Below are 23,767 nucleotides of genomic sequence, written 5' to 3' on the forward strand. Positions count from 1 at the left end.
AGGTTAGGGCGCGACCGATTCCATGCTGACTAATCCTACCTTGAGATAACCCGCCGTGCGCAGCGTATCCATCACCGTCATTAGCGTGGCGTAGTCCACCGCTTTGTCTGCTTGCAGAAAAATGGTGGTGTCTTTATCTGCTTTGGTTTGCTCATTGAGCTGCTCGCTGAGCCGATCGCTGGTGGTTAGCGCATCACCGAGATAAAGCTGTTTATCCGCTTTAATGGTCAGATAGACCGGCTTATCTGGGCGTGGCTGCGGCTGTGCCGAGGATGCCGGTAAGTTCACGCGAATATCGACGGTAGCCAGCGGCGCGGCGACCATAAAAATAATCAGCAAGACCAGCATAACGTCGATAAAAGGCGTGACGTTGATGTCGTGAATCTCACGGCTTTCAGCGGATTCGCCAGCGGAATAATCATGAATGTGCAGTGCCATGCCGCTATCCCACCTGCTGTTGGGGCGCGTTGAGGTCAAGATCGCGGCTCAGCAGCAACAGAATTTGCGCGGCTGCATCTCCCACCTGCGCGCGATGTTCGTTAATCATGCGGCTGAACAGGTTGTAAATCACCACGGCTGGGATCGCGGCAATCAGCCCCATGGCGGTAGCCAGTAGCGCTTCGGCGATGCCTGGCGCAACGACGGCCAGATTGGTCGTTTGCGAATGCGCAATGCCGATAAAGCTATTCATGATGCCCCAAACGGTGCCGAATAAGCCGATAAACGGTGCCACTGCGCCAATGGTGGCGAGATAGCCGTTGCCTTTGGCAAGCTGACGGCCATAGGCCGCAACGCGGCGATCGAGGCGAAAATTGGTTCGGTCTTTAATACCGTTGAGATCGGAGGCGTGTGTTGAAAGCTGTTTTTCATCCTGAGCATCGCGTAATAGGGCTGCGCTTATGCTGTTCTCGGCGAAGGACTGCGATAATTCACAGGCCGTGGATAAAGAATTAGATGGAAATAGTAAGCGATATTCGCGCCGTAATTGCTGTTTAGCCCGCAGCAGCGCAATGCTTTTGGCAAATAAGATAGTCCATGTGATAACGGATATAACGATTAATCCAATCATCACGCTTTTCACCACAATATCAGCCTGTTGATACATGCCAAAAATAGAAAGGTCCAGCGATGAAATTCCACCGGTAGAAACGTTTTGAACGGTGCTTCCCTGCTCGCTAATAAGGGGTTCTGCGCCGGAGTATCCGGCTATACCGAAGCTGAGGAATAGCGCCAGAGATTGTTTTAGCATCCTGCTGAACTTGCCGTTAAAAAGGGTGAACTGTGCCAAAAAGTTTTCCGCTAATGCCATGCGGAGCCTCCGTTTTATTTTTTTCGTTGGATTGAACTGCATTTATTGCGGACAGGATGCTAGCAAAGATTTAGATCAAATGATACTCATTATCATTCTCATTTAGTTAGGTGGGTAATTATTTTCGGAATTAAGAATAAATTTAGGTTAATTAACGTTTTGGGTTTTGTGGTTATTTGGCAGGATTGCATAAATTGTGTGGATATTATTTTTTTCATGACTCATGTTTTGGGTGAAAGTAAATTTTCTCATTTAACATATTGTGCCAAATACTTTTTTAGCGGGATAACAGCAGATAAAAGGCCGGATTTTATGTTTGTGATTGCGCCATCGGTTATGGCTATTTAGATAATATCCATGATGATGTTGTTGGATTTATCTATCTGAATACGTGAGAATGCTTAACTTGAGCCGCCCAATCAGCGCTATCTTTTTGGGCCAAATATTTCTCTCTTTTATTCACTGCGAGGCAGTATGGATAGCAGTAGCAGAACGAAAGCAAACGCCTGTGGCATCTTGGCCATTTTGCTTTGGAGCACCATCGTTGGCCTAATTCGTAACGTTAGCGAAGGCGTTGGGCCGGTGGCAGGTGCCGCGTTAATCTATACGGCGGGTTCTATATTTCTTTTCATTCTGCTGGGTTCTCCCAAGCTGCGGGCTTTTAAACCGATTTATTTGTTAGCTGGGGGCGCTTTGTTTGCCAGCTATGAAGTGTGCCTCTCTTTGGCGCTGGGTTATGCCACCACGCGAGCTCAGTCGATTGAAGTGTCAGTGATTAACTATTTATGGCCGAGTTTTACCGTGCTGCTCTCTTTTTTGTGTAGCGGAGGTCGGTTAAAAATCAGTTTACTGCTGGGTGTATTGTTGTCTTTATTAGGCGTAACGGTGGTGATAAGCGGTGGTTCATTAGCCTCACTTTCTGGAATGGCTGAGAATATCGTTGCTCATCCGGTCAGCTATGTCTTGGCATTTGTTGGCGCTATTCTGTGGGCGGTGTATTGCGTTGTGACGAATAAATACGCCAACGGACAAAATGCAGCGGCGCTGTTCTTCGCGCTCACCGCCGTCTGTTTGTGGATTAAATGGTTATTAGGCGGAGCTGAGAGTTTTACTATCTCTTTGCACAGCGCGTTTTATATCGCTATGGCCGGTGCTGCGATGGGCTTTGGTTATGCCGCGTGGAATATCGGTATGATTCGAGGGGATATTAATCTGTTAGCGACGCTCTCTTATTTCACGCCTATTCTTTCGGCGTTATTTGCCTCGCTAATTTTATCTTCTTTGCTGCCGCCAACGTTCTGGCTAGGTGTTTGCGCCGTCACCGCTGGCGCTATTATCTGTTGGTTGTCGACCAAGCCGAAGCGGGTGAGTAAAGCCGCTGAATAACAGGCCAAAAAAGGCCAAGCAAACGTGATGTTGCTTGGCCCAATATGTTTTAGCCTAGGGTGAGTTTATACTGCGATGGCTTCGAGCATCACCGGGTGAAAATGGCGCTTGAAGTAAATCAGGCCGTGGCCTGCTTCACTCAGCGTAATCTGCTTGATTTGCACCAAATACACCAGATGTGTACCGATAGTTTGTACCTGCTCAATTTCGCCTTCGAGACTGGCTAAGGTTCCGCGCAGCATCGGTTGGCCGAGAATGCCTTTGGTCCAGATATCCCAGCTAAAGCGTTCTTCCATGCTGGTACCCGTCATCCCCGCAAAATGTCGCGCCATCAGTTCTTGCTCATGGCTAAGCACGTTGATACAGAGTTTGCCGTTCTCCTGAAAAACAGGGTTCATCGCGCTGTTACTGTTGATGCATACCATCAGCGACGGCGGTGTATCCGTTACCGAGCAGACGGCGGTGGCGGTGATCCCACAGCGACCCGCAGGGCCATCGGTGGTTACGATGTTGACCGCGGCCGACAGACTGGACATGGCATCGCGAAAACGTAGACGGTGTTCATTTTCTAAAGACATACTGGCCTCCCGCTACTGACTATTTCAGCAGCTTGTCTAACATATTAATATCGTTGTTATTGTGCAGGTGTGGAACGGTCCAACCGTGCTGGTCATATTCCGACAGACAGCGATCAACCATAGCCATCATGCGATCCATATTGCCGGAGCTTTGTGCCTGACGCAGGCATTGCAGACGGATTTCATCTTGGCTGCCTGAGTAGTTGATTTCATAAAGCTCATGACGACCGCCGAACTCACTGCCGATGGCGTCCCACATCAGTTTTAAAATCTTGATGCGTTCAACGTGATCCATGCCGTTTGAGCCGCGTACATAGCGGGCGAGATATTTATCTATCTCTGGATTGTTGAGATCGCGCGCGCTGGAGGGCAGATAAATCAGGCCGCTGGTGACGTTGCGCTCGATAATGTTTTTGATTTTGGCATAGGCCATTGGAGCCATGACGCGGTAGGTTTGTAGCGCGGCGTGATCGGGTAAATAAGCGCCGTTCACCCACGGCGTGGCTTCCGAACACATCGAATCGCTCAGCGCCCAAAACATATTTCGCCATGCGACAACTTCACCGAGATCGGCCTGTACGCCGCGGAACTCAGAGGTTCCGGTACATTCCAGACTCTTTTTCAACAATGCGGTGATGAAATCGAGTTTAACCGCCAAACGCACGCAGGCTTGAAGGGGATACATGCGCGCAAAGCCACCTTCCATTGTCCAACGGCGACAGCGGTCAAAATCACGATAGATTAGTACGTTCTCCCATGGGATCAGGACCTTATCCATCACCAGAATCGCGTCATTTTCATCGAAGCGGCTGGAGAGCGGATAGTCATAAGGAGAGCCGGTTGCGCCTGCCACCATTTCGTAAGAGGCGCGCGAAATGAGTTTGACGCCGTCGGCGTCCATAGGCGCGACAAACATCAGCGCGAAATCAGGGTTTTCACCCATGACCTGAGCTGAGCCAAAACCGATCATGTTGTAGTGAGTGAGCGCCGAGTTAGTCGCCACCACTTTGGCGCCACTGACGATAATGCCGGCATCCGTTTCTTTTTCGAGTTTGATATAGACGTCTTTAACTTCGTCAGCGGGCTTGTGGCGATCGATAGGCGGGTTGACGATGGCATGGTTGAAATAGAGTCCCGTTTCCTGAATACGCTTATACCAGTGACGGGCATTGGCTTCAAATTGCCCATAAAATGCGGGATTTGCGCCTAATGCGCTGCCAAATGCGGCCTTGTAATCAGGAGTACGCCCCATCCAGCCATAGCTTAATCGTGACCATTCGGCGATAGCATCGCGCTGCTGGCGTAAATCATCGCTGCTCTTCGCAAAGCGGAAGAATTTATGGGTATAGCCGCCGCTTCCGGTATCGGTTCCCCAGCACAGTTTGTCCTGCATCTCAGGCTTGTGCAGTGCGTCATAAAGTTGTCCTACCGACGCCGCCGCGTTGCGAAATGCGGGGTGAGTGGTGACATCTTTGACTCGCTCGCCGTAGATGTAGATCTCACGGCCATCTTGCAGGCTTTTTAGGTACTCTTCACCGGTTAACGGGCGTTTGGTGTCGGCACGGAAATCTTCAGGTTTCATGTTTACCTCACAGTAGGGTCAGAATCCAAGAACGACCTTCTGGAAGGCGTTCACTGGCTGTTTGTTAATTTATTGTTTTGTTTTTGTTTCTTAATTGAAGCGTTTAAACAGGGTTTCGGGAAGATACTTTTGAGGTAATCACTGGTACTTTTCAGGCGGGAGTGGCGGTTTGTTGGAAGAATGTGATCCAGCACGAATTTTGTACTGGATCAGTGTGAAACGGCGATTTGTTCAGCACGGTAGGCGCTGGGTGAACAGCCCACTAACCGATTAAAAAAACGGGCAAAATAAGCGGGATCTTTGAATCCAAGCTGATAAGCAATTTCACTCACGGCGCTATCGCTAAACAGTAGTAAGCGCTTGGCCTCGCGTAGCTGGCGGTCGAAAATCAAGCGTTTGGGAGGGCGGTTGGCGAAGCGTCGGCAGATGTCTGTCAACCTCGATTCCGTAATCCCGAGTTTATTGGCATATTCCGGTACTGACCAATGTAGGCGGAAATTTTCATCGATAAGCTGGTTAAGGCGCTGGAAAACGCGCATTTCTCCTCGCATTCCGCTGGAGGATTGTTCATCGAGCGGAACATTGCGTAACAGTAGGGTGAAAACCGCCTGCGCCAAAAGTACCAGCGTATGTTCGCGTCCTCCTAGCTCGCTGGTGGACTCGCGGGCAATCAGTGCCCAGTAGTGGTCTAGCGCCGCTAATTCTTGAGGTTTATCGGCCAGCGATAGGCAAATGCCTGGCAGATCGAAAGCATCACGTTTGCCGGGATAAAGCACTTCTAGCAGCGGCCAAATCAGCTCTTGGCGAACGGTGAGCACATGACCGTCGCTGTCTGGCTCGGTGAAAAATGCGTGTGGCACCGAGGGGGGCGTGAGAACAAACAGCGGTGCCTGCACCGAATAACGGTGGTCGTCGAGCTGTAGCTCAATTTGGCCGGTATTCAGAAAGTGCATTTGGAAAAAACTGTCATGGCGGTGTGGCTTCATATCTCGCCCAAAGAATGCCGCCATGCGGGCGAATGACTGGTAATGCACATCATCAGAGCCCTGCGTTTCGTCGTAGTCTTTGCTGATGTCGATATTGGTTATTTGGCTCATGACTATTCCTTGATTGCGGTGCAACTGACTTCTAGAACCCCACCCCAGCCCTCCCCTTCGCAGGGGAGGGGGCATTACGTAGATTTATTTAATAACGCCTCTCAGTCAGCCTCGCTCCCTTGTTCAGAAAAGAGAAGGAGAAGGTTAGGCGGTGTTTTTGCATATTACGGCGTTGCCCGTGGTCGTGATCCTTTCATCGGGATCAGCCAGATAATGATCGCGCCCACGATCAGCAGCCCAGCGACAAAGTAGAGTCCCGAGTTGAAGTTTCCGGTCTGATCTTTAAGCCAGCCAATCAGCAGCGGGCTCACCGCTGAACCAATGTTGCCGGTGGCATTGATGACCGCGATCCCAACGGCTCTGGCTCGCAGGCTGATCGACTGATCTGGCGTTGTCCAGAAGATCGCCATCGCACTAAATGAGCCCGTGGAGGCCATGATGATCCCCAATAGCTGGATCATGTTGTGATCGGTGGCGGAAGCCAGTAGCCAACCGACGGCGGCGAACAAAAACGGCAGCGCGGTATGGTGTTTTCGTTCCTGCATGCGGTCGGAGTGTTTGCTCCACCAAATCATTCCCACGATGGTGCAAAACTGCGGAATAGCGGCGAGTAAACCAATCGTGATATTGCTGCTTGATTGGTTAAAACTCTGCATGATCTGGGGCGTCCAGATGCTAATGGCGCTCAGCGTATTCGTGAGGCAGAAATAGGCCAGCGTATACATCAGCACGATCGGGGTGAAAATTTCACGCCACATGCTTGGCCGCTGTAAGGCATTGTGGCTAAGCGCTCCTTCAGGCTGTACCAGCTGCAAATTATCGCTGTCCATCATCTCTTGCAGGCAGTCTTTATCTTCCTGAGTTAACCATTTGGCTTTCGACGGCTTATCGTCAAGGTAGTACCAAACGATGATGCCTAATAGCACCGATGGGAAACCCTCCAGCAGAAATAGCCATTGCCAGCCTTTGAGGCTCAAAATACCGTCGAGCGATAAAATATAGCCGGAAACCAGCGAGCCGAGCGCGGTGGTTACAGGCATAGCTATCATAAACAGCGCATTGGCTCTGGCACGGAAATAGGCTGGGAACCAGTAGGTGAGATAAACCAAGATCCCAGGCAGGAAACCCGCTTCGGTAATGCCTACGATCATACGCAGCACATATAAACTGTGCGGTCCGGTAGCGAACATGGTTGCCGTTGAGGCCAGTCCCCACAGCACCATGATCGTTGCGATCCAACGACGTGCGCCGACGATGCCCAGCATAATGTTGCTAGGAATGCCGAAAATCACATAGGTGGCATAGAACAGCGTGGTCGCGAGGCCAAACATAGTGGAGCTAAGGCCGAGATCTTTTCCCATCGTTAAACCGGCAAAGCCGATATTGATACGATCGAGAAATGAAAATACAAACAGTACGAATAAAAACACGATCAAGCGGCGGAAGAGTTTGTTGATGACTCGCTGCTGCTGTTCAGTGAGGTTTTTATGCCGATGGGCTGGCTCGACCTCGTTTGATACCGCTGATGTTGAATCGCTCATTTGCCTTTCCCCTCAGAATGAACTCAGTAAACGCCCGCGGTGGTCGGTGGCTCGTTGCCCTTGCCAAAACGTGCCGCCAAATTTTCAGCCGCGCGTGCCAGTAAGGTGGTATCAACGCCGACGGCAACAAACAATGCGCCGAGCTGGAGATAGCGATCGGCAGCCTCTGGCGATGCCATCAAGATCCCCGGCGCTTTGCCCGCGGCTTTAATCTGCAAAATCGCGTTTTCAATGGCGCTTTTGACCTCAGGGTGTTGAGGATTTCCCGCATATCCCATATCGGCGCTCAGATCGGCAGGGCCGATGAATACGCCGTCGATGCCTTCAATATCCAGAATATGTGGCAGGTTGCGTAGGGCTTCGCGCGTTTCGATTTGTACCAAAACGCACATCTGTTCATTCGCCTTCTGTAGGTAATCAGGAATACGATTCCAACGTGATGCGCGAGCGAGCGCGCTGCCAACGCCGCGGATCCCCTGTGGCGGATAACGGGTGGCGCGTACCGCCGCCAGCGCTTCGTCGGCATTCTGCACCATCGGGATCAGCAAGGTTTGTGCGCCAATGTCGAGCAGCTGTTTAATTTGTACCGCGTCATTCCATGAAGGACGTACCACGGGCTGGCTTGGATAAGGCGCAATAGCCTGTAGCTGGGTAAGCACGGTTTGTATGTTATTAGGCGCGTGCTCGCCGTCGATCAGAAGCCAGTCAAAACCGGCGCCGGCTAGCAGCTCTGCGCTGTAGCTGCTGCACAGACCAAGCCATAAACCAATCTGTGGACGCCCTTCTTTGAGGGCCTGCTTAAAGCTGTTATGTAGGGTCGAGGACATGAGGTTTTCCTTATACAAAGCGGCAGCTAATGCAGCCCATGTTGCCGTAATCCACGTGGAAGGTGTCGCCGCGTCGGGCAGGAACTGGGCGAGTAAATGAGCCACCGAGAATGATTTGTCCGGCTTCTAACTGCACATCATGAGCGGCAAGCTTATTGGCTAACCATGCGACGCCGTTGGCCGGATGGTTGAGCACGGCGGCGGCAACGCCCGATTCTTCAATTACGCCGTTGCGGTACATCAGCGCGCTGATCCAACGCAGATCTAATGCATCGGGTTTGATGGGGCGACCACCTAAAATCACGCCCGCATTGGCGGCGTTATCGGAAATGGTGTCGAACACTTTGCGTGGACGCTGGCTATCCGGATCGATGTTGTGGCAACGCGCGTCAATGAGCTCAAGGGCTGGGATCACGTAATCCGTTGCGTTATACACGTCAAACAGCGTGCAGTTTGGCCCACGTAGAGGCTTCGCTAGAACGAAGGCTAGCTCGACCTCAATGCGTGGCACGATAAATTTATCTATGGGAATGTCGCTGCCGTCTTGAAAAAACATGTCATCAAGCAGTGCGCCGTAATCGGGCTCGCTGATCTGCGAGCTGGCCTGCATGGCTTTTGACGTCAAACCAATCTTATGGCCCTTGAGAACGCGGCCCTCGTGAATTTTGAGATCGACCCATTGACGCTGGATCGCGTAGGCGTCCTCAATGGTGATCTGTGGGTGATCGAGTGATATCTGGCGGATCTGCTCACGGCTTTGCTCGGCCTGATGTAAGCGGTGGGCGATCTGGCTTATTGTTTCTTTCGTTAACATTGCGTTATTTGCCGTCATAGGCACCTCAGTTGTTCTCAATTCCGCCAAAGCAGAGATATTTCACTTCCAGATAATCTTCGATTCCGTAGCGCGAACCTTCGCGCCCCAAACCCGATTGTTTAATCCCGCCAAACGGCGCGACTTCGTTTGAAATCAGCCCTTCGTTGATGCCAACCATTCCGCTTTCCAGCGCTTCGGCCACGCGATAAATACGCCCGATGTCGCGTGAGTAGAAGTAGGCGGCGAGGCCTGATTCAGTTTTATTCGCTAAGCGAATGGCCTCTGCTTCATCGTGAAAACGAAAGAGGGGAGCCACGGGGCCGAAGGTTTCTTCGTGTGCAATGCGCATGGATTCAGTGACATGGCTTATGACGGTGGGCTGGAAGAAGAGGCCGCCCAGCGCGTGTTGTTCCCCGCCGGTAAGAATGTGCGCGCCGTGTGAAACCGCGTCGCTGATGTGCGCCTGTACCTTTTCAATCGCCGCTTGGTTAATTAAGGGGCCTTGCTGGGAGGATGGTTCAATCGCAGGGCCAACGCGCAGTTCGCTAACGGCGCGGGTTAAACGCTGAGCAAATTCATCGTAGATGCCGTCTTGCACCAGAATGCGGTTGGCGCACACACAGGTTTGCCCGCTGTTGCGAAACTTCGCCGCTAAAGCGCCTTGGACTGCCGCATCAAGGTCTGCGTCGTCAAAAACGATGAATGGCGCATTGCCACCGAGTTCTAGCGAGAGCTTTTTCACCGTGTCGGCGCTTTGTTGCATCAGCAGTTTTCCAATGCGCGTAGAGCCGGTAAATGAGAGCTTCCGTACAGTTGAACTTTGCGTTAATACCTGACCCATTGCCGCGGCATCGGTGCCGGTGACGATGTTAAACACACCGGCGGGAACCCCTGCTTCATGTGCCAAAGCGGCGAGAGCCAGCGCCGATAGCGGTGTTTCTGGCGCGGGTTTTAATACCACGGTGCAGCCTGCGGCCAGCGCGGGTGCAACTTTGCGGGTAATCATCGCGTTGGGGAAATTCCACGGCGTAATAGCGGCAACCACACCGACGGGCTGCTTGATGGTGCTGATGCGCCGACCGGGTAAGGGGGAAGGAATGGTTTCGCCATAAACGCGTTTCCCCTCTTCGGCAAACCACTCGATAAAGCTTGCGCCATAGGCAATTTCGCCCATCGCCTCGGACTGGGGTTTGCCCTGCTCTAGGCTGAGCAATTCGGCCAGTTCGGCTTGGTTTTGCATAATTAACTGAAACCAGCGTTGCAGCGTTTGGCTGCGTTGTTTTGCCGTTTGCTTGCGCCATGCCGGCAGTGCGTCGGCGGCTGCGCGGATGGCGGCTTCGGTTTCATGCGCGGATAGATCGCTGACTTCGGCAATGGTCTCACCGTTTGCCGGATTAGTAACCGCAAAAGTGCGGCCGTCAGTGGCGCTTTGCCAGTGGCCATTAATGTAAGCCTGATGACGAAGTAGCCCGCGCGATGCGAGGGTGGTGAAGGGCGATGTCATGATGGATCCTTGTTGTTTTTATGATGTTGATCGCTGACGATTCCCCTCTCGTCGAATGAGAGAGAGGGGCGCTTTTTAGCTAAGACTTGAACAAGGCATGCACATTGTTTTGTTTGTAATTAAGCTGCGGGTGGAGCTCTTCCATTTCGAAAGAGAGCGCCAGATAGCGGCTTTCCATCAGCGCGGCGAAGTGCGTTTTGATGAGCTCAAACAGCATTTCACCAACCTGTTGGCGGCTTTCTAAACTACGCCCTGAGCCAATCTTTAGCGTCATGTGAACGAAGGCATAATCGTGTTTTCCATCCGCCATTTGCCATGTGTCTAACCAGATGGCGCGGCTGCGGATCCCACCGATAGGGAAAATACCGGTGGCGGCAAGCGCGGCGTTAACCTTGGCAAATAACGCGGGGAGGTCAGCCTGTTCACGGATATTGTCGGTACATTCAGCGTAGAAATGTGGCATGGCGTGACCTCATGCGTGTTCTGGTAGAGGGAAAACGGCGTTGACCTGACCGGTTCCCGAACTGGCAAAAAGATCGGTAATAAACTCCACTTTGCCGTCGTATTTGTCCCAACCCAGCATGCCGAGCAGCATGACGGTGTCGTGCATGTTGCCTTCGCCATAGCAGTAGTCGGCGTATTCGGGCAGCATGTCGCAGAACTCTTTGAATTTTCCTTCACGCCACAGCTTGACCACGCGTTCATCCATTTGATGATCGAATTCACGGGTATAGCTGTTCATGCCTTGTTCGGCGCGCTGATCGTCAATAAAGCGATGGGAAAGTGAGCCGCTGGCGAGAACCGCCACGGTGCCATCGTATTGTTCGATTGCTTTTAGAATGGCTTCTCCCAGCTTCCGGCTGTCTTCAAAGGCGTGAACGGTACAAAACGCTGAGATGGAGATCACTTTGAAGTGTTTGTCGCTGTTCATATAACGCATCGGAACCAACGTGCCATATTCGAGCGTTAGGCTAGGAATGTTGTGAGCCTGAGCGCGAACGCCCATTGCGCAGGCTTCTTTGGCGATAAGCTGCCCTAGCTCAGGATTGCCGCTGTATTCATAGGTCATATCACGAATGAAATGCGGCAGTTCATGGCTGGTGTAAGTACCGGAAAAATGATCTGCGCAGTTAATGTGATAGGCGCTGTTCACTAACCAGTGAGTGTCGAATACGATAATGGTGTCTACGCCCATTTCACGACAGCGCTTGCCGATTTCTCTATGTCCATCAATGGCTGCTTGACGACAACCGTGGTTTTTACCCGGTAACTCAGACAGATACATGGATGGAACATGTGTAATTTTGGCTGCTAAGGCTAACTTTCCCATATTTCCTCGCTTCTCGTTTTAATACATTGCGGAGGCCCCTGCGTGAGCGCTGGGGAATTGGTGCTATACGCCCCATTTAGGGATGGGGTGATCGCCCATTGAGATACAGACGTTCTTCATTTCTGCAAACACTTCAAAGCTGTATTCTCCACCTTCGCGTCCGGTCCCGGAGGCTTTAACGCCGCCGAAAGGTTGGCGAAGGTCGCGCACGTTCTGCGTGTTAACAAACACCATGCCCGCTTCGATGCTGCGTGCCAGTCGCAGTACTTTGCTAACGTCCTGCGTCCAGATGTAGGAGGCCAATCCGTACTCCACTTCGTTGGCCAAGCGCAGCCCTTCGGCTTCATCTTTGAAAGGCATCAGGCAGGCAACGGGGCCAAATATTTCTTCCTGCGCCACGCGCATGCGGTTATCAACATCGGCTAATACGGTTGGGCGTAAGAAATTGCCGTTTTTAAGCGAGGCGGGTAGATCGCTCGGTTTATCTGGGCCGCCAGCAAGCAGCGTGGCGCCTTCTTCAATACCTAAGCTAATATAGCCGGAGACTTTTTCCCAATGCTGGCGGCTGATGAGCGCGCCAACCTGGGTATTGGGATCTTGTGGATCGCCAACGCGTAGGCGGTTAGCGCGTTCGGCAAAGCGTTTAACAAACTCGGGATAGATGCTCTGCTGAATGAAAATGCGTGAGCCCGCGGTGCAGCGTTCGCCGTTAATCGAGAAGATGGTGAATAAAGCCGCATCTAAAGCGCGTTCGATATCGGCATCTTCAAAAATCAGCACCGGTGATTTGCCGCCGAGCTCCATGGAGTATTTCTTCAGGCCTGCATTTTTCATGATGTTGCGGCCAGTCGCAGTACCACCGGTGAAAGAGATAGCGCGTACGTCGTGATGACGAACCAACGCATCGCCCGCCGTGGCGCCATATCCTTGAACGACGTTAAGCACGCCCGCAGGAATTCCAGCCTCAAGCGCTAATTCGCCTAGGCGATCGGCGGTCAGGGGGGAAAGCTCAGACATTTTCAACACCGCGGTATTGCCAAGTGCTAAGCAGGGCGCGACTTTCCATGTTGCGGTCATAAACGGTACGTTCCACGGCGAAACGAGCGCGCAAACACCGACGGGCTGAACGAGGGTGTAGTTGAGCATTTTGTCGTCGACGGGGTAGGTTTTGCCGTTCATCTGCTGACAGATTTCAGAGAAAAACTCAAAGTTATGCGAAGCGCGTGGGATCAGCACATTTTTAGTTTGATGAATCGGCAGACCCGTATCCGCGGTTTCCATGGCAGCAATTTCTGGGACGTTTTCGTCAATCAATTCACCTAAACGACGCATTAAACGCGCGCGCTCTTTCATTGGTAGATTGGCCCATTTAGGGAACGCCTCTTTCGCGGCTGCCACGGCGAGATTGATTTCTTCTTCGCTGCCAGAGGCCACTTCCGCTAATACTTCGCCATTAGCCGGATTTGTGGTTTCAAAATACTGTTTGCTGGCAACGTTTTTCCCGTTGATCCAATGGTTTATTTTTTTCATCTCAGACTCTCCTCATATTCGGCTTGGCTAATAATGCGGTTAATCAGGCGCCCAACGCCTTCAACCTCGACGATAACTTCATCGCCCGGTACCACATCTGACAGACCTTTTGGCGTGCCGGTGGCGATCATGTCGCCCGGTTGTAACGTCATAAATTCACTTAAATAAGCGATTAGGAATGGGATATCGAAAACGAGGTCAGCGGTGGTGCCGCGCTGGCGTAGCTCACCGTTAACATAGGTGCTGAGCGTTAAATTATGTGGGTCGGGAATGTCTGCTTTATCAATGATCCAAGGCCCGATGGGGGTTAGCGTGTCGCGGCTTTTCACGCGTAGGTTAGGGCGATAATAGTTTTCTAAATAATCACGAATGGCGTAATCGTTACACACGGTATAACCGGCAACATAATCCATGGCTTCATCCGGCGTGACCTGGAATGCCCGCTTGCCAATGACAACCACGAGCTCGGCTTCGTAGTGCATATACTCAACGTTATCGGGGCGAACCGATATTTGCTGGTGGCCGGTTAAAGAGTTCGGCGCCTTGATAAAAATAAGCGGCTCCTCAGGGGCTTTAAAAGCCAACTCAGCGGCGTGATCGGCGTAGTTCAGGCCTAACGCGAATAGCGTGCCTTCAACGGGGGGCAACCATTGCACTTCATCAGTCGGAATTTTTCTGCCGTTGGGCAAACAGGCGCGGTGTTGTTCGTCGATAGTGACGTTAAAATCTTGCCCTTGATGGCGAATGCGAGCGTGTTTCATGCGGTTTCTCCCGTCCTTTTGAGCTGTAGGCATACGCTGTTTTCAAGCGTTGGCAGGCCTGCCGCTTTAATAGTGATGCTGTCGCTTGGCTGGATATCAACGCGTTGCTGGGGAGTTCCTAATAAAATGACATCGCCCGGTTGTAGAGTGGCGAAGTCGCTCAGAGCACACAGGAGTTCTGCGGCGCTGCGATTCAGATCGGCGGTTGTCCAGCGGTTGACTTCTTTGCCGTTGATTTCGGTGATGATATCGACGGCATCAACGTGGGGCAGAGGAGCTAGTTCGCCTAGCGGACAGAAACCGTCGCGGCATTTAGCTTTAATGGCTGGGCGATAAAAGGACTCTTCTGGCAAGCTCACATCGTTAGCCAGCGCATAGCCCGCAATGTAATCTTCGGCGTCAGCGATGGCGATTTTACGGGCAGTTTTTCCAACGACTAGCGCAATGGTGGCTCCGCTTTGTACTCTTTCTCCCTGTGGAACTGGGATTGAATCGCCGCCGTGGATAACGGTATTGCGAGGTTTGATAAACCAAACTGGGGTTTTGGGTGGTGTTTGATAAGGCGGCTGCTGAAATGCATCGAGCCAAGCTTCGGTCTGGCTACGGTGATTGAGTGCAACGGCAAAGATGGTGCCTTTCATGAACGACTCCTTTGCAAATGGTCGTGTCGGTATGAGAAATGTTTTTTATTAATATGTTAATGATTATGTTTTAATCCTTGTTTAACATTTAGGCAATAAAATCAGTCTGAAGTGTGATCTTAGTAACAATGTTTTTACATCTTTGTTTTAAATTGTATTTAAAATCATATAGTTAGTTTTAATGTTTATTTTTAATATTATTGATTTGAAACTTTACTGAAACAAATCTAATCTAGGTAAATAATTATTTAGATATTAATAAGTTTCAATTTGAACTCATGATAAGTACATGTAGAATGCCTAAAATGTACCGAGGGGTGGCCTTGGTTGGATTTTCTTGAGAGTGTGAATCTATGCATGAATCTTTGACTATTGCCCTGCTACAGGCGCGGGAAACTGCGATGGGTTTTTTTCGTCCAATATTGAAAAGCCATAATCTCACGGAACAGCAATGGCGCATTATTCGAGTGCTAGCAGTCGATAATTCAATTGATTTTCATGAGCTTTCTTGTAAAACCTGCATTGTTCGCCCGAGCTTGACCGGCATTTTAACGCGCATGGAAAGGGATGGTCTTATCCTTCGTTTAAAGCCGATAAGCGATCAGCGCAAACTGTATGTTTCACTCACCCCTGAAGGCAAAAGCCTTTATGAGAAAGCGCGTTCGCAGGTTGAGGAAGGATATCAGGCGATTGAGCGGGCTTTTTCAACGGAGAAGATGGTGCAACTAACGAGTTTACTGGATGAATTAATTGCATTAGGTGATGCGGCTTTGTGTCAAAGCGAGAGCGAGGAATAGATCAAAATCTCTATATGCTGTCGCATTGAAAGAACTTATTTTATTCTATACATAAAGTGCGTATTTTTATTCCTATGTCTAAAATATCAGCTGTATTAGTTCAATGAGTTGTTTATTGGACATATTTTAGATAAGCAATTTGTGCTGAATTTTTACGGCGATAAATAAAAATAATGTTTCTTGGTTAATATATATACCTAAGCACAAATTGAAAAATATCACTGACAAAGCGTTGTTAAATTGATAGGACTGCACAATAAATAGATCTTAAAATGCTATGAATATTCCTATGAATATAAATAAAACACTTTCTCCTGCTACGGCAGTTCTCGCTATCATTGCCGTCACTTTTCCTTTCCTGGCGTTGTTTAAACTCCCCTTGGCTCACGGTGTGGTGGTGCAGGTTATTGAAGATGTACAATCAGCCTGGTTGCTTTTTGGGGCGATCTTTACATGGTTCTATATGAAGCCTTTAACGCTTGCCCCACGCCCAAAGGCCTTCTGGTGCTGGGCGACGGTATGGTGGATCGTGTTGTTTGGTCGTGGGATTAGCTGGGGCCGAGATTTTTTTCCAGAAACACCTAAAATTTATTTTAGAATAATTTCCGTTATTTTAATTGGTACCTTAATACTAATGTTATTATTACCTGCATTACGTAAAAATATTCTAGAAAGAATAAAGCATCAAAGCATCCCGTTGTGGAGCGTATTATTGATGGTGGTGTGTTTTCTTATTTCAGATACGATTGAACATCATCGATTACTTGCGCCGATATTTATTAGAGATAGTCATTATCAGGATTTACTTGAGGAACTTTATGAACTTCCGTTTATGCTGTGCTTATTCGATATCGCTCTGGGCATAATGCGTTCTGATAAAAAAATACTTAGCCAAGAAAAAATAGCGCTGATTGAATCTTATAATTAAAGTCATTTACGCTCTTAAAATAAGTCACCTAATGAATGCATGCTGAAGATCTCAGCGTGCATTTTGCTTATTAGAGACACCTAATCGAGATTGTGGATGATTACGTAATAGAGCAGATTGTTTTTTGCCACATGCTCACGTCAGAAATTATTTCTATTGTTATGATTATTTTTCAATAAAAAAACACGGTTTTGTTTCTTTGATTTTATTGTCTTTTTTCTCTTTTGAGAAAATTCTCGAGATTGTCTCGTGATAGTGCTTGCGTAAAACTACCAAACATGAGTTAATGCTCTCGGTTTGTAATGCAGAACCAGTATGAAAGACATTTTAGTAAAGCAGTTCTTTGTTTAGCGATGTGTATCACTTCGCTCATGAATTTCCTTCTTTAGTGCTCCCGTACGTCCTCTGATAGAACAGACCCTTTTCGCCCGAGAGCGGCGACTCTACTTTAAATATATTAGGAAATATCATGTCTGATAAAATGACTGGCTTAGTAAAATGGTTTGACGCTGGTAAAGGTTTCGGCTTCATCACTCCAGACAACGGCAGCAAAGACATCTTCGTTCACTTCTCTGCAATCCAGAGCACCGCATTCAAAACTCTGGACGAAGGCCAGCGTGTTGAGTTCACTGTTGAAAATGGCCAGAAAGGTCCTTCAGCAGCTAACGTTGTAGCTCTGTAATATTGCTTTTAAGTGACCACCAGAGTTTGTGATTTTGGGTAACCCTAAATTGCTAAACCGGTAATCATTTAATTAGAACGGGTCCTGTTTATTCAGGGCCCGTTTTATTTTGTCTGGTTATGTATTCTCAACGTTAATATTTGTAAATCTAGTATCATTCTGAAAATTAAGACAGATAAGATAAATCTGCTGTGCGCATAAAATAAAATTCATTAAGTTTTATTTTTGCTGCAACTTAATCAAACGCAGTGAGTCAAAGACTATATGTACCGCTATAGATAAATTCTTCTTTATGCGATACGCAAACTGCTATGTATAAAGAAAGAAGGTCTATTGTGAAACACTCAGGTTTTTCAACAAGCTTACTGCACCCGCGCCATTGGTCGCTGTGGTTCGGTTTAGGCTTGTTATATTTATTGGTCCAATTACCTTACCCTGTCATTCGCCGTCTTGGCGGAGCGATGGGCCGTATCTCCAAACGTTTCCTAAAACGCCGTGTCACGATTGCACGACGTAACCTCGAACTGTGCTTCCCTGATTTGTCACCTGAAGAGCTAGATGCTCGCGTAACGGATAATTTTACGTCTTTAGGCATCGGGCTGTTAGAAACCGGTATGGCATGGTTTTGGTCTGATGCGCGTATCAAGAAGTGGTTTGATGTGAGCGGGATTGAGAACCTCAATGCGGCCCTAGCGGAAAACCGTGGCGTGATGGTGATTGGCGTACACTTTATGTCGCTGGAGCTGGGCGGGCGCGTGATGGGGCTGTGTCGTCCTATGATGGCGATGTATCGTAAGCACAACAATAAAGTGATGGAGTATGTTCAAACCCGCGGGCGTTCTCGCTCTAATAAAGCGATGATTGATCGTCGTAACCTGCGCGGTATGGTTCATGCCCTTAAAGCCGGTGAGGCTGTGTGGTTTGCTCCAGACCAAGATTTCGGACCGAAGGGAAGTTCGTTTGCTCCATTCTTCGCTGTCAAAAAAGCGGCGACCACAAATGGCACCTTTACTATCGCTAAACTGGCTAAGCCTGTTCTGCTGACAACGGTGTTAATCCGTAAGCCAGATGGCAGCGGCTATCACCTTATTATTCAGCCAGGTCTGAAAGATTATCCTTATGATGATGAACAAGCAGCCGCTGAATTTATTAATAGCGTGATTGAGAAAGAAATTTTGCGCGCGCCAGAACAATATTTATGGCTGCATCGCCGGTTTAAAACACGGCCTGTTGGTGATACTTCTCTCTACGCCTAATTAGCCCATAAATTAGTTTAATTAAACACTAAACCCCGAACCATTTATTAAGCGAATGTTCGGGGTTTACGCTATTCTAAGCCCCGAATTTTAAGTCTGATAGTTTCAGTGCTTAGTGAGCGAAAAGAAAAATGACGAGAGAGGCGAGTACCATGAAGTACAGTTGGGTTCTTTTTGATGCTGATGAGACGTTGTTCCGGTTTGATGCTTTTCAAGGTTTAAAGCTGATGTTCTCTCGTTTTAACGTTGATTTTACCGATCAGGATTATGCAGAGTATCAGGCGGTTAATCAGCCACTGTGGGTGGATTATCAAGATGGCCGTATTAATGCACAACAGCTACAGATCACGCGCTTCGAGCTTTGGGCTCAGCGCTTAGGCGTAACAGCGTGCCAAATCAATAACGCATTTTTACAGGCGATGGCTGATATCTGTGATGTATTGCCTGGTGCCAGAGAGCTAGTGAATGCGCTGACCGGTAAGGCCAATATGGGGATTATTACTAATGGTTTTACCCAACTGCAAACGGTGCGTTTAGAGAGAACTGGGATGAAGGATGCATTCTCTACACTGGTGATCTCTGAGCAAGTGGGGATTGCGAAGCCAGACGTTGGGATCTTTGAATATGCGTTCTCACAGATGAATTATCCGCCAAAAGAACGAATTTTGATGGTAGGTGATAACCCTCACTCCGATATCTTGGGGGGTATCAATGCAGGTATTGATACCTGCTGGCTGAATACGACCGGTGCAGCTTTGCCGGACGGTATTTCGCCAAGCTATCAAGTGAGCTCGTTAAACGAGTTACAGAAAATATTGTTAGCTTAACGCAGCCAAAAAAATCCCCTCAGTTGTAATGTCGTTCACTTAAGCTCTATTTTAGGGGGAAGCACACCGATGGGGTCGTAGCGGCGTAAGCCGCCGGAGCGCCCCGCGGTGTGGTAGACCCGTGTATCTCGATCTCTTAAACGAACGGCATTGCCCTCAGTTGGGGATTTTTTTGCAAAGAGTAAATCTAGGAATTCATTTACCAATACATTTTGGTTAGCAACACACAGGCGATAACACCGAGCGCTGCTACGCCCCAGCAAAAGCGTAGAACAAGGGTGTCGATAGTTGATTTATTGTCTGAGATATAATTTTTTACAGTCGTAGTCATGAGCTTTGCCTTGAAATATGAATCGGTATAGATCCTTTTTATACTTCAAAACGGCGTTTCATTGTGATGCTGCTCACATTATGCTCTATAAGTCATACAAATGACGCATTCCTGTACAATTGATGCGTCGTTTCGCACTTATGGCTAATCGAGTTTCCAGATAGCTTAAAGATTGATACCGGCAAAAGACATAAATCCCAGTGACATCAAGCCCGCCGTGCAAAACACTGCGCCTAATCCGCGCATCCCTTCGGGGATATTTGAGTACTTCATTTTTTCTCGCAGACCTGCCATCGCGACAATCGCAAGTAACCAGCCAAGCCCACACCCGGTGCCATATACAAATGACTCGGTGAAGTTATATTCACGCTGAACCATAAATATGGTTGCGCCAAAAATTGCGCAGTGAATGGTTAAAAGCGGTAGAAACACACCCAGCGAGTGGTGTAGCGCAGGTAAGAAACGATCCAATATCATTTCTAATATTTGCACCAGTGCGGCGAGAACGCCGATAAAGGTAATAAAGTCGAGGAAGCTTAAATCGAGGCCTTCAATTAAAGCGCCGTCTTTGAGCAGATAGTTATAGATGAGATTATTTAGCGGTGTAGCAACGGCTAATAATACGGTGACGGTGAGTCCAAGCCCAAATGCCGTTTCAATTTTTTTTGAAACAGCCAAAAACGTACACATGCCTAAGAAGAAATTTAGAGCCATGTTTTCGACAAAAACAGCGCGAAAAAAAATATTTAGGTATTGCTCAAGCATCATGCTTTTCCATAAGCGTCAATCAACTAAAAATCCGAAATAATAGATTAACAATCAGGAAAAACCGAGTATTGAGCACGATCAGTTTTCAATCACAAATCATTCACAGAGCAGATGTTTATAATGAATTTGTGATTGAAATAGGGTTTGGGGGGAAATTAGATGAGACTTTCAGCGGTACAGGTCCAGGCACTTGGATGTTGATCAAAACCCAAGCGTGGGTAATATTCCTGTGCGAGTGGTGCTGCCAGCAGAATAACTTTGCAGCTAGGTTTAAGCTGGCGACACGTCATTTGTATTAATGCTTTACCTACGCCGCCCTTTTGAACCGACTCTGATACTGCGAGATCGGATAAGTAGCAGCAGTAGTTGAAATCTGTCACTGAACGAGCGATGCCAATCAGGCGCTCACCAGCCCACGCAGTGACTAAGATATCAGCATGTTCTAACATTCCTGCCAAACATTCTGGGTTATCTAACGGGCGTCGTGGGCCCAGTGTTGTTTCTGACAACAATTGTGAAAACTGTTCAACAGTGATCGCCTTATTGACGTGATAACACACTTCGGCTGGCGTTGATGACATCTCTGACCTTCCCGTTAGTTTAGTAAAATTGTACGTTATATTTTTGATATTAAACCAAAATATTAACGCTGGCGTTGTGACTTAGCCCATTGCGCTTTCTGCCAGTCTTCACAGCAGTCTTTGTCACAAAAGTTGCCACTCTCAATTTTTTCGTGGCAGTTATAGCACATACCAGTAAATGGCATTTGTGTCTTTTGGCGGTTCGCAAGAGCGAGGTCACGCTCTAATTCTTCCAGTGCACTGGCGTTGTCAAACTCATCAGCCATTTTCTTCCCCTATATAGTCGTGACAAAATTGAGTAATAACAGAATATCGTGATTACAGAATAGCGTTATGATGCGGTTCTCGAATCAAGCGCGTGATTATACTCGGTTGAACGATGATCGTCATACACTTGAATTGACCCCCATTTGATTCTCAGACTTGTCTTTAGCCTACCTCACGAAGGGTATACCTTTTATTTATATAATCGTTGTATAATAATTTATATAACGATTGCTATTTGCTCAATGATAGCAATTTATTGAGGTTATCTCTCATGGTGAAAGAGTCGTGGAGGATGATGTGAAAAATCATTTTGGCGAAGGTGTGATGGACGGCGTAAGGGCTTATGAACCTAAATCAGCCAATGAGATGAGCCAGCACTGCTTCGATTATCGACGTGGTTTTGTTTGTGGATTTGCGCACAGCTTTGGCAAACGGGTGGATAACCGTTACATGGCTGCTTGCCGAGCGGGGGAGCTCGCACGTGACTACGGGCTGGAGCGGGATGCTATTGCTGATTTTTTCCATGGTAGTGAAGATCGGGGTTTACAAGAATATTATTATTCCGGCTATGAACGCTCACGCCGCGCAGACGAAGTTTTCTTCGGTGCTGAAGCGACAGGCTGAATAGCTCGGGTTGATCTCTGTTGTTACGATTAACTTCTGTTAGTATTAAAGACTGATGTAGATTCGTTTATTTCAAGCAGCATCAATGTGAACTCGGCTTATCAGTCTGATTTATCTCCTTGATGTTACGTAATTTATAGAGTCTATAACCATTGTGTCGTCAATACAGTTTGTTTAATCAAGGAGAGCAAAATGTCTGTTTCAGCACGCAACCAATTAAGTGGCGTCATTTCAGCAGTCGCGGATGGAGCCGTTAATGACGAGGTTGAATTGACCTTAAACGGTGGCGCGAAAATCGTAGCGGTTGTTACTCATGCAAGCAAACAAGCCATGGGTCTAACTAAAGGTAAAGACGCCGTCGCGTTAATCAAAGCGCCTTGGGTTATTTTGGCTTCCGAAGACTGTGGTTTAGTATTTTCTGCCCGCAACCAATTCGCCGGTGAAGTGAGTGCTTTTCTTAAAGGTGCGGTGAACTCAACGGTGCATGTGAAAACCGATCAGGGCATTGAATTGACTTCCGTTATTACCAACGAAAGCGCAGAAGAAATGGCGCTAAGCGCTGGCAGTCGCGTAATTGCATTGATTAAAGCCTCCAGCGTTATGTTGGCTACCAAGGCCTAGTCTTATGCCGCAGATTCAATTTCGCCTGTTTGATCATTCTGATGCGTTTTCTTTGCGGCTAGTGTATGAATCTGCGGTTTCTCAACTCACCGTGGGTGAATATAACCTCGCTCAACGCACGGCATGGATTCAGGCCAGTGCGGAACCTAAATATTGGCTGCGCGTACTTGAACGTATCCAACCAGCCGTAACCTTAGTAGACGGTGAGATCGCTGGATATTTCGATTTGCAGCCTGACGGATTAATTGATCATTTCTATGTGGCGGCTGCATTTGCGCATCAGGGCATCGCTCGAGCGATGATGGATGAAATCCTGCAACGAGCACAGACGCGCAGCCTTTCTGAAATTTATGCGTATGTCAGCCTGACGGCTCAGCCTTTTTTCACGCGTTACGGCTTTGAGATTGTTTATCGCCAAAACGTTGAGGTGGGCGGACAGCAGCTTGAAAATGCACGCATGAGTAAGCGGCTATAGGCGTATTTACTCGTTGGCAAAGAGATATAAAAAAAGCCCGTTCAGTGAACGGGCTTTTTAGTTTATCAGGTTGAGTTTTTACTGAGCGATTTCAGCGTCATACTGCGGAGGCGGCTGACGGAAGCGGCGAGTCAGGAAGGTTAAGTAACCCAGACCGATAGCGCCCCAAATCAGGCCTAACGTCATAGAACTCTCTTCCAAGTTTACCCACAGTACACCAACGGTTGCAGCGCCTAATACCGGCAGCAGCAGATAGTTGATGTTGTCTTTCAGCGTACGATTACGTTTTTCACGAATGTAGAACTGAGAGATAACTGACAGGTTCACGAAAGTAAACGCCACCAGAGCACCAAAGTTAATCAGCGCCGTGGCCGTCACCAGATCAAACGATACCGCTGACAAGGCAATGCAACCCACCAACAACACGTTGAATGCTGGGGTACGCCATTTCGGATGAATGTATCCGAACAGACGCTCAGGGAACACGCCATCGCGGCCCATAACGTACATTAGGCGAGAAACACCGGCGTGTGCAGCCATACCCGAAGCCAGTACGGTAACGCAGGAGAACACCAGAATGATGGACTGGAAGAACTTGCCTGCGACAAACAGCATGATTTCTGGCTGTGATGCATCTGGGTTAGCGAAGCGTGAGATATCTGGGAAGTACAACTGTAAGAAGTACGACACCACGATAAAGATCACACCGC

General features: G+C 48.6%; 25 protein-coding genes and 1 pseudogene. 9 read left to right on the top strand and 17 right to left on the bottom strand.

From position 1 onward, the window contains the following. Window positions 1-3: 3 nt before the first annotated feature. Together exbD and exbB are read right to left on the bottom strand one after the other, a co-directional pair. Window positions 4-438: a TonB system transport protein ExbD gene (gene exbD / locus RSC70_RS17790; RefSeq protein WP_043495096.1), complete on the bottom strand. Its 435-nt coding sequence runs from the start codon at window positions 436-438 to the stop codon at window positions 4-6. A gap of 4 nt (window positions 439-442) precedes the next feature. Next, window positions 443-1,309 carry a tonB-system energizer ExbB gene (gene exbB, locus RSC70_RS17795; protein WP_418910012.1) on the bottom strand — a complete coding sequence of 289 codons (867 nt, stop codon included), beginning with the start codon at window positions 1,307-1,309 and terminating at the stop codon, window positions 443-445. 474 nt (window positions 1,310-1,783) lie between these two features. Between exbB and yddG the strand changes: the two genes are divergently transcribed. After that, window positions 1,784-2,695, top strand: a complete 912-nt coding sequence (gene yddG, locus RSC70_RS17800) for an aromatic amino acid DMT transporter YddG (protein ID WP_040044300.1) — start codon at window positions 1,784-1,786, stop codon at window positions 2,693-2,695. A 65-nt stretch (window positions 2,696-2,760) separates the two neighbouring features. Here the strand turns inward: yddG and RSC70_RS17805 are convergent, their stop codons facing one another. The 11 genes and pseudogenes from RSC70_RS17805 to RSC70_RS21070 all read right to left on the bottom strand — a co-directional run bounded on the left by RSC70_RS17805 (window position 2,761) and on the right by RSC70_RS21070 (window position 14,900). Further along, a complete protein-coding gene (locus RSC70_RS17805; protein WP_234618925.1) occupies window positions 2,761-3,273 on the bottom strand; it encodes a 4-hydroxyphenylacetate 3-monooxygenase reductase subunit in 513 nt (170 codons plus the stop codon). Window positions 3,274-3,292: 19 nt separating this feature from the next. After that, entirely contained in the window at window positions 3,293-4,855 is a 1,563-nt protein-coding gene (gene hpaB, locus RSC70_RS17810) for a 4-hydroxyphenylacetate 3-monooxygenase, oxygenase component (protein ID WP_234618924.1), read from the bottom strand. Between the two features lie 209 nt (window positions 4,856-5,064). Beyond that, window positions 5,065-5,952 (bottom strand): 4-hydroxyphenylacetate catabolism regulatory protein HpaA, encoded by an 888-nt coding sequence (hpaA, locus tag RSC70_RS17815; protein WP_046458316.1) that lies wholly within the window; start codon window positions 5,950-5,952, stop codon window positions 5,065-5,067. Between the two features lie 164 nt (window positions 5,953-6,116). Further along, window positions 6,117-7,493: a 4-hydroxyphenylacetate permease gene (gene hpaX, locus RSC70_RS17820; protein ID WP_282806907.1), complete on the bottom strand. Its 1,377-nt coding sequence runs from the start codon at window positions 7,491-7,493 to the stop codon at window positions 6,117-6,119. A gap of 23 nt (window positions 7,494-7,516) precedes the next feature. Beyond that, window positions 7,517-8,320 (bottom strand): 4-hydroxy-2-oxoheptanedioate aldolase, encoded by an 804-nt coding sequence (gene hpaI / locus RSC70_RS17825; RefSeq protein ID WP_282806906.1) that lies wholly within the window; start codon window positions 8,318-8,320, stop codon window positions 7,517-7,519. A 10-nt stretch (window positions 8,321-8,330) separates the two neighbouring features. Further along, entirely contained in the window at window positions 8,331-9,134 is an 804-nt protein-coding gene (gene hpaH / locus RSC70_RS17830) for a 2-oxo-hept-4-ene-1,7-dioate hydratase (protein ID WP_040044386.1), read from the bottom strand. A gap of 25 nt (window positions 9,135-9,159) precedes the next feature. After that, a complete protein-coding gene (locus RSC70_RS17835) occupies window positions 9,160-10,638 on the bottom strand; it encodes an NAD-dependent succinate-semialdehyde dehydrogenase (RefSeq protein WP_332543107.1) in 1,479 nt (492 codons plus the stop codon). 79 nt (window positions 10,639-10,717) lie between these two features. Beyond that, a complete protein-coding gene (locus tag RSC70_RS17840) occupies window positions 10,718-11,101 on the bottom strand; it encodes a 5-carboxymethyl-2-hydroxymuconate Delta-isomerase (RefSeq protein WP_130998473.1) in 384 nt (127 codons plus the stop codon). A 9-nt stretch (window positions 11,102-11,110) separates the two neighbouring features. Continuing rightward, window positions 11,111-11,968, bottom strand: coding sequence for a 3,4-dihydroxyphenylacetate 2,3-dioxygenase (gene hpaD, locus RSC70_RS17845; RefSeq protein WP_332543108.1), 858 nt, complete (start codon window positions 11,966-11,968; stop codon window positions 11,111-11,113). 63 nt (window positions 11,969-12,031) lie between these two features. Further along, window positions 12,032-13,498, bottom strand: coding sequence for a 5-carboxymethyl-2-hydroxymuconate semialdehyde dehydrogenase (gene hpaE / locus RSC70_RS17850; protein WP_332543109.1), 1,467 nt, complete (start codon window positions 13,496-13,498; stop codon window positions 12,032-12,034). Further along, window positions 13,495-14,900 (bottom strand): annotated as a pseudogene (locus tag RSC70_RS21070) (fumarylacetoacetate hydrolase family protein). Before RSC70_RS21070 ends, hpaE begins: the two are co-directional and overlap by 4 nt. Before the next feature lie 353 nt (window positions 14,901-15,253). On the opposite strand from RSC70_RS21070, the gene hpaR reads away from it, so the two are divergent. The 5 genes from hpaR to yjjG all read left to right on the top strand — a co-directional run bounded on the left by hpaR (window position 15,254) and on the right by yjjG (window position 19,390). Continuing rightward, window positions 15,254-15,697, top strand: a complete 444-nt coding sequence (hpaR, locus tag RSC70_RS17865) for a homoprotocatechuate degradation operon regulator HpaR (protein WP_025800084.1) — start codon at window positions 15,254-15,256, stop codon at window positions 15,695-15,697. Between the two features lie 289 nt (window positions 15,698-15,986). Further along, on the top strand, window positions 15,987-16,625 hold the full coding sequence (locus RSC70_RS17870; protein ID WP_332543111.1) for a hypothetical protein: 639 nt from the start codon (window positions 15,987-15,989) through the stop codon (window positions 16,623-16,625). Between the two features lie 469 nt (window positions 16,626-17,094). Then, on the top strand, window positions 17,095-17,307 hold the full coding sequence (gene cspE, locus RSC70_RS17875; protein WP_004095506.1) for a transcription antiterminator/RNA stability regulator CspE: 213 nt from the start codon (window positions 17,095-17,097) through the stop codon (window positions 17,305-17,307). A 311-nt stretch (window positions 17,308-17,618) separates the two neighbouring features. Then, window positions 17,619-18,563: a kdo(2)-lipid IV(A) palmitoleoyltransferase gene (gene lpxP / locus RSC70_RS17880; protein ID WP_040044313.1), complete on the top strand. Its 945-nt coding sequence runs from the start codon at window positions 17,619-17,621 to the stop codon at window positions 18,561-18,563. 152 nt (window positions 18,564-18,715) lie between these two features. Further along, window positions 18,716-19,390 (top strand): pyrimidine 5'-nucleotidase, encoded by a 675-nt coding sequence (gene yjjG, locus RSC70_RS17885; protein WP_025800078.1) that lies wholly within the window; start codon window positions 18,716-18,718, stop codon window positions 19,388-19,390. Between the two features lie 496 nt (window positions 19,391-19,886). On the opposite strand, the gene nqrE is transcribed toward yjjG, so the two are convergent. From nqrE to RSC70_RS17900, 3 genes are all read right to left on the bottom strand, one after another. Continuing rightward, complete coding sequence (nqrE, locus tag RSC70_RS17890; protein WP_025800077.1) at window positions 19,887-20,486, bottom strand: NADH:ubiquinone reductase (Na(+)-transporting) subunit E; 600 nt, start codon at window positions 20,484-20,486, stop codon at window positions 19,887-19,889. A 158-nt stretch (window positions 20,487-20,644) separates the two neighbouring features. After that, window positions 20,645-21,070, bottom strand: coding sequence for a GNAT family N-acetyltransferase (locus tag RSC70_RS17895; protein WP_332543112.1), 426 nt, complete (start codon window positions 21,068-21,070; stop codon window positions 20,645-20,647). A gap of 62 nt (window positions 21,071-21,132) precedes the next feature. Continuing rightward, window positions 21,133-21,336, bottom strand: coding sequence for a hypothetical protein (locus tag RSC70_RS17900; RefSeq protein ID WP_004095514.1), 204 nt, complete (start codon window positions 21,334-21,336; stop codon window positions 21,133-21,135). A 298-nt stretch (window positions 21,337-21,634) separates the two neighbouring features. Here RSC70_RS17900 and RSC70_RS17905 point away from each other — a divergent pair, with 298 nt between their 5' ends. From RSC70_RS17905 to RSC70_RS17915, 3 genes are all read left to right on the top strand, one after another. Further along, window positions 21,635-21,961, top strand: a complete 327-nt coding sequence (locus tag RSC70_RS17905) for a DUF2623 family protein (RefSeq protein ID WP_040044316.1) — start codon at window positions 21,635-21,637, stop codon at window positions 21,959-21,961. 192 nt (window positions 21,962-22,153) lie between these two features. Then, a complete protein-coding gene (locus RSC70_RS17910; protein ID WP_332543113.1) occupies window positions 22,154-22,582 on the top strand; it encodes a TOBE domain-containing protein in 429 nt (142 codons plus the stop codon). A gap of 4 nt (window positions 22,583-22,586) precedes the next feature. Continuing rightward, entirely contained in the window at window positions 22,587-23,057 is a 471-nt protein-coding gene (locus RSC70_RS17915; protein WP_332543114.1) for a GNAT family N-acetyltransferase, read from the top strand. A gap of 78 nt (window positions 23,058-23,135) precedes the next feature. Here RSC70_RS17915 and RSC70_RS17920 read toward each other — a convergent pair. Continuing rightward, window positions 23,136-23,767 (bottom strand): APC family permease (locus RSC70_RS17920; protein ID WP_332543115.1); only part of this gene is annotated, 632 nt, incomplete at its 5' end.

The sequence above is a fragment of the Hafnia sp. genome, assembly GCF_036648275.1.
Lineage (GTDB): Bacteria > Pseudomonadota > Gammaproteobacteria > Enterobacterales > Enterobacteriaceae > Hafnia > Hafnia alvei.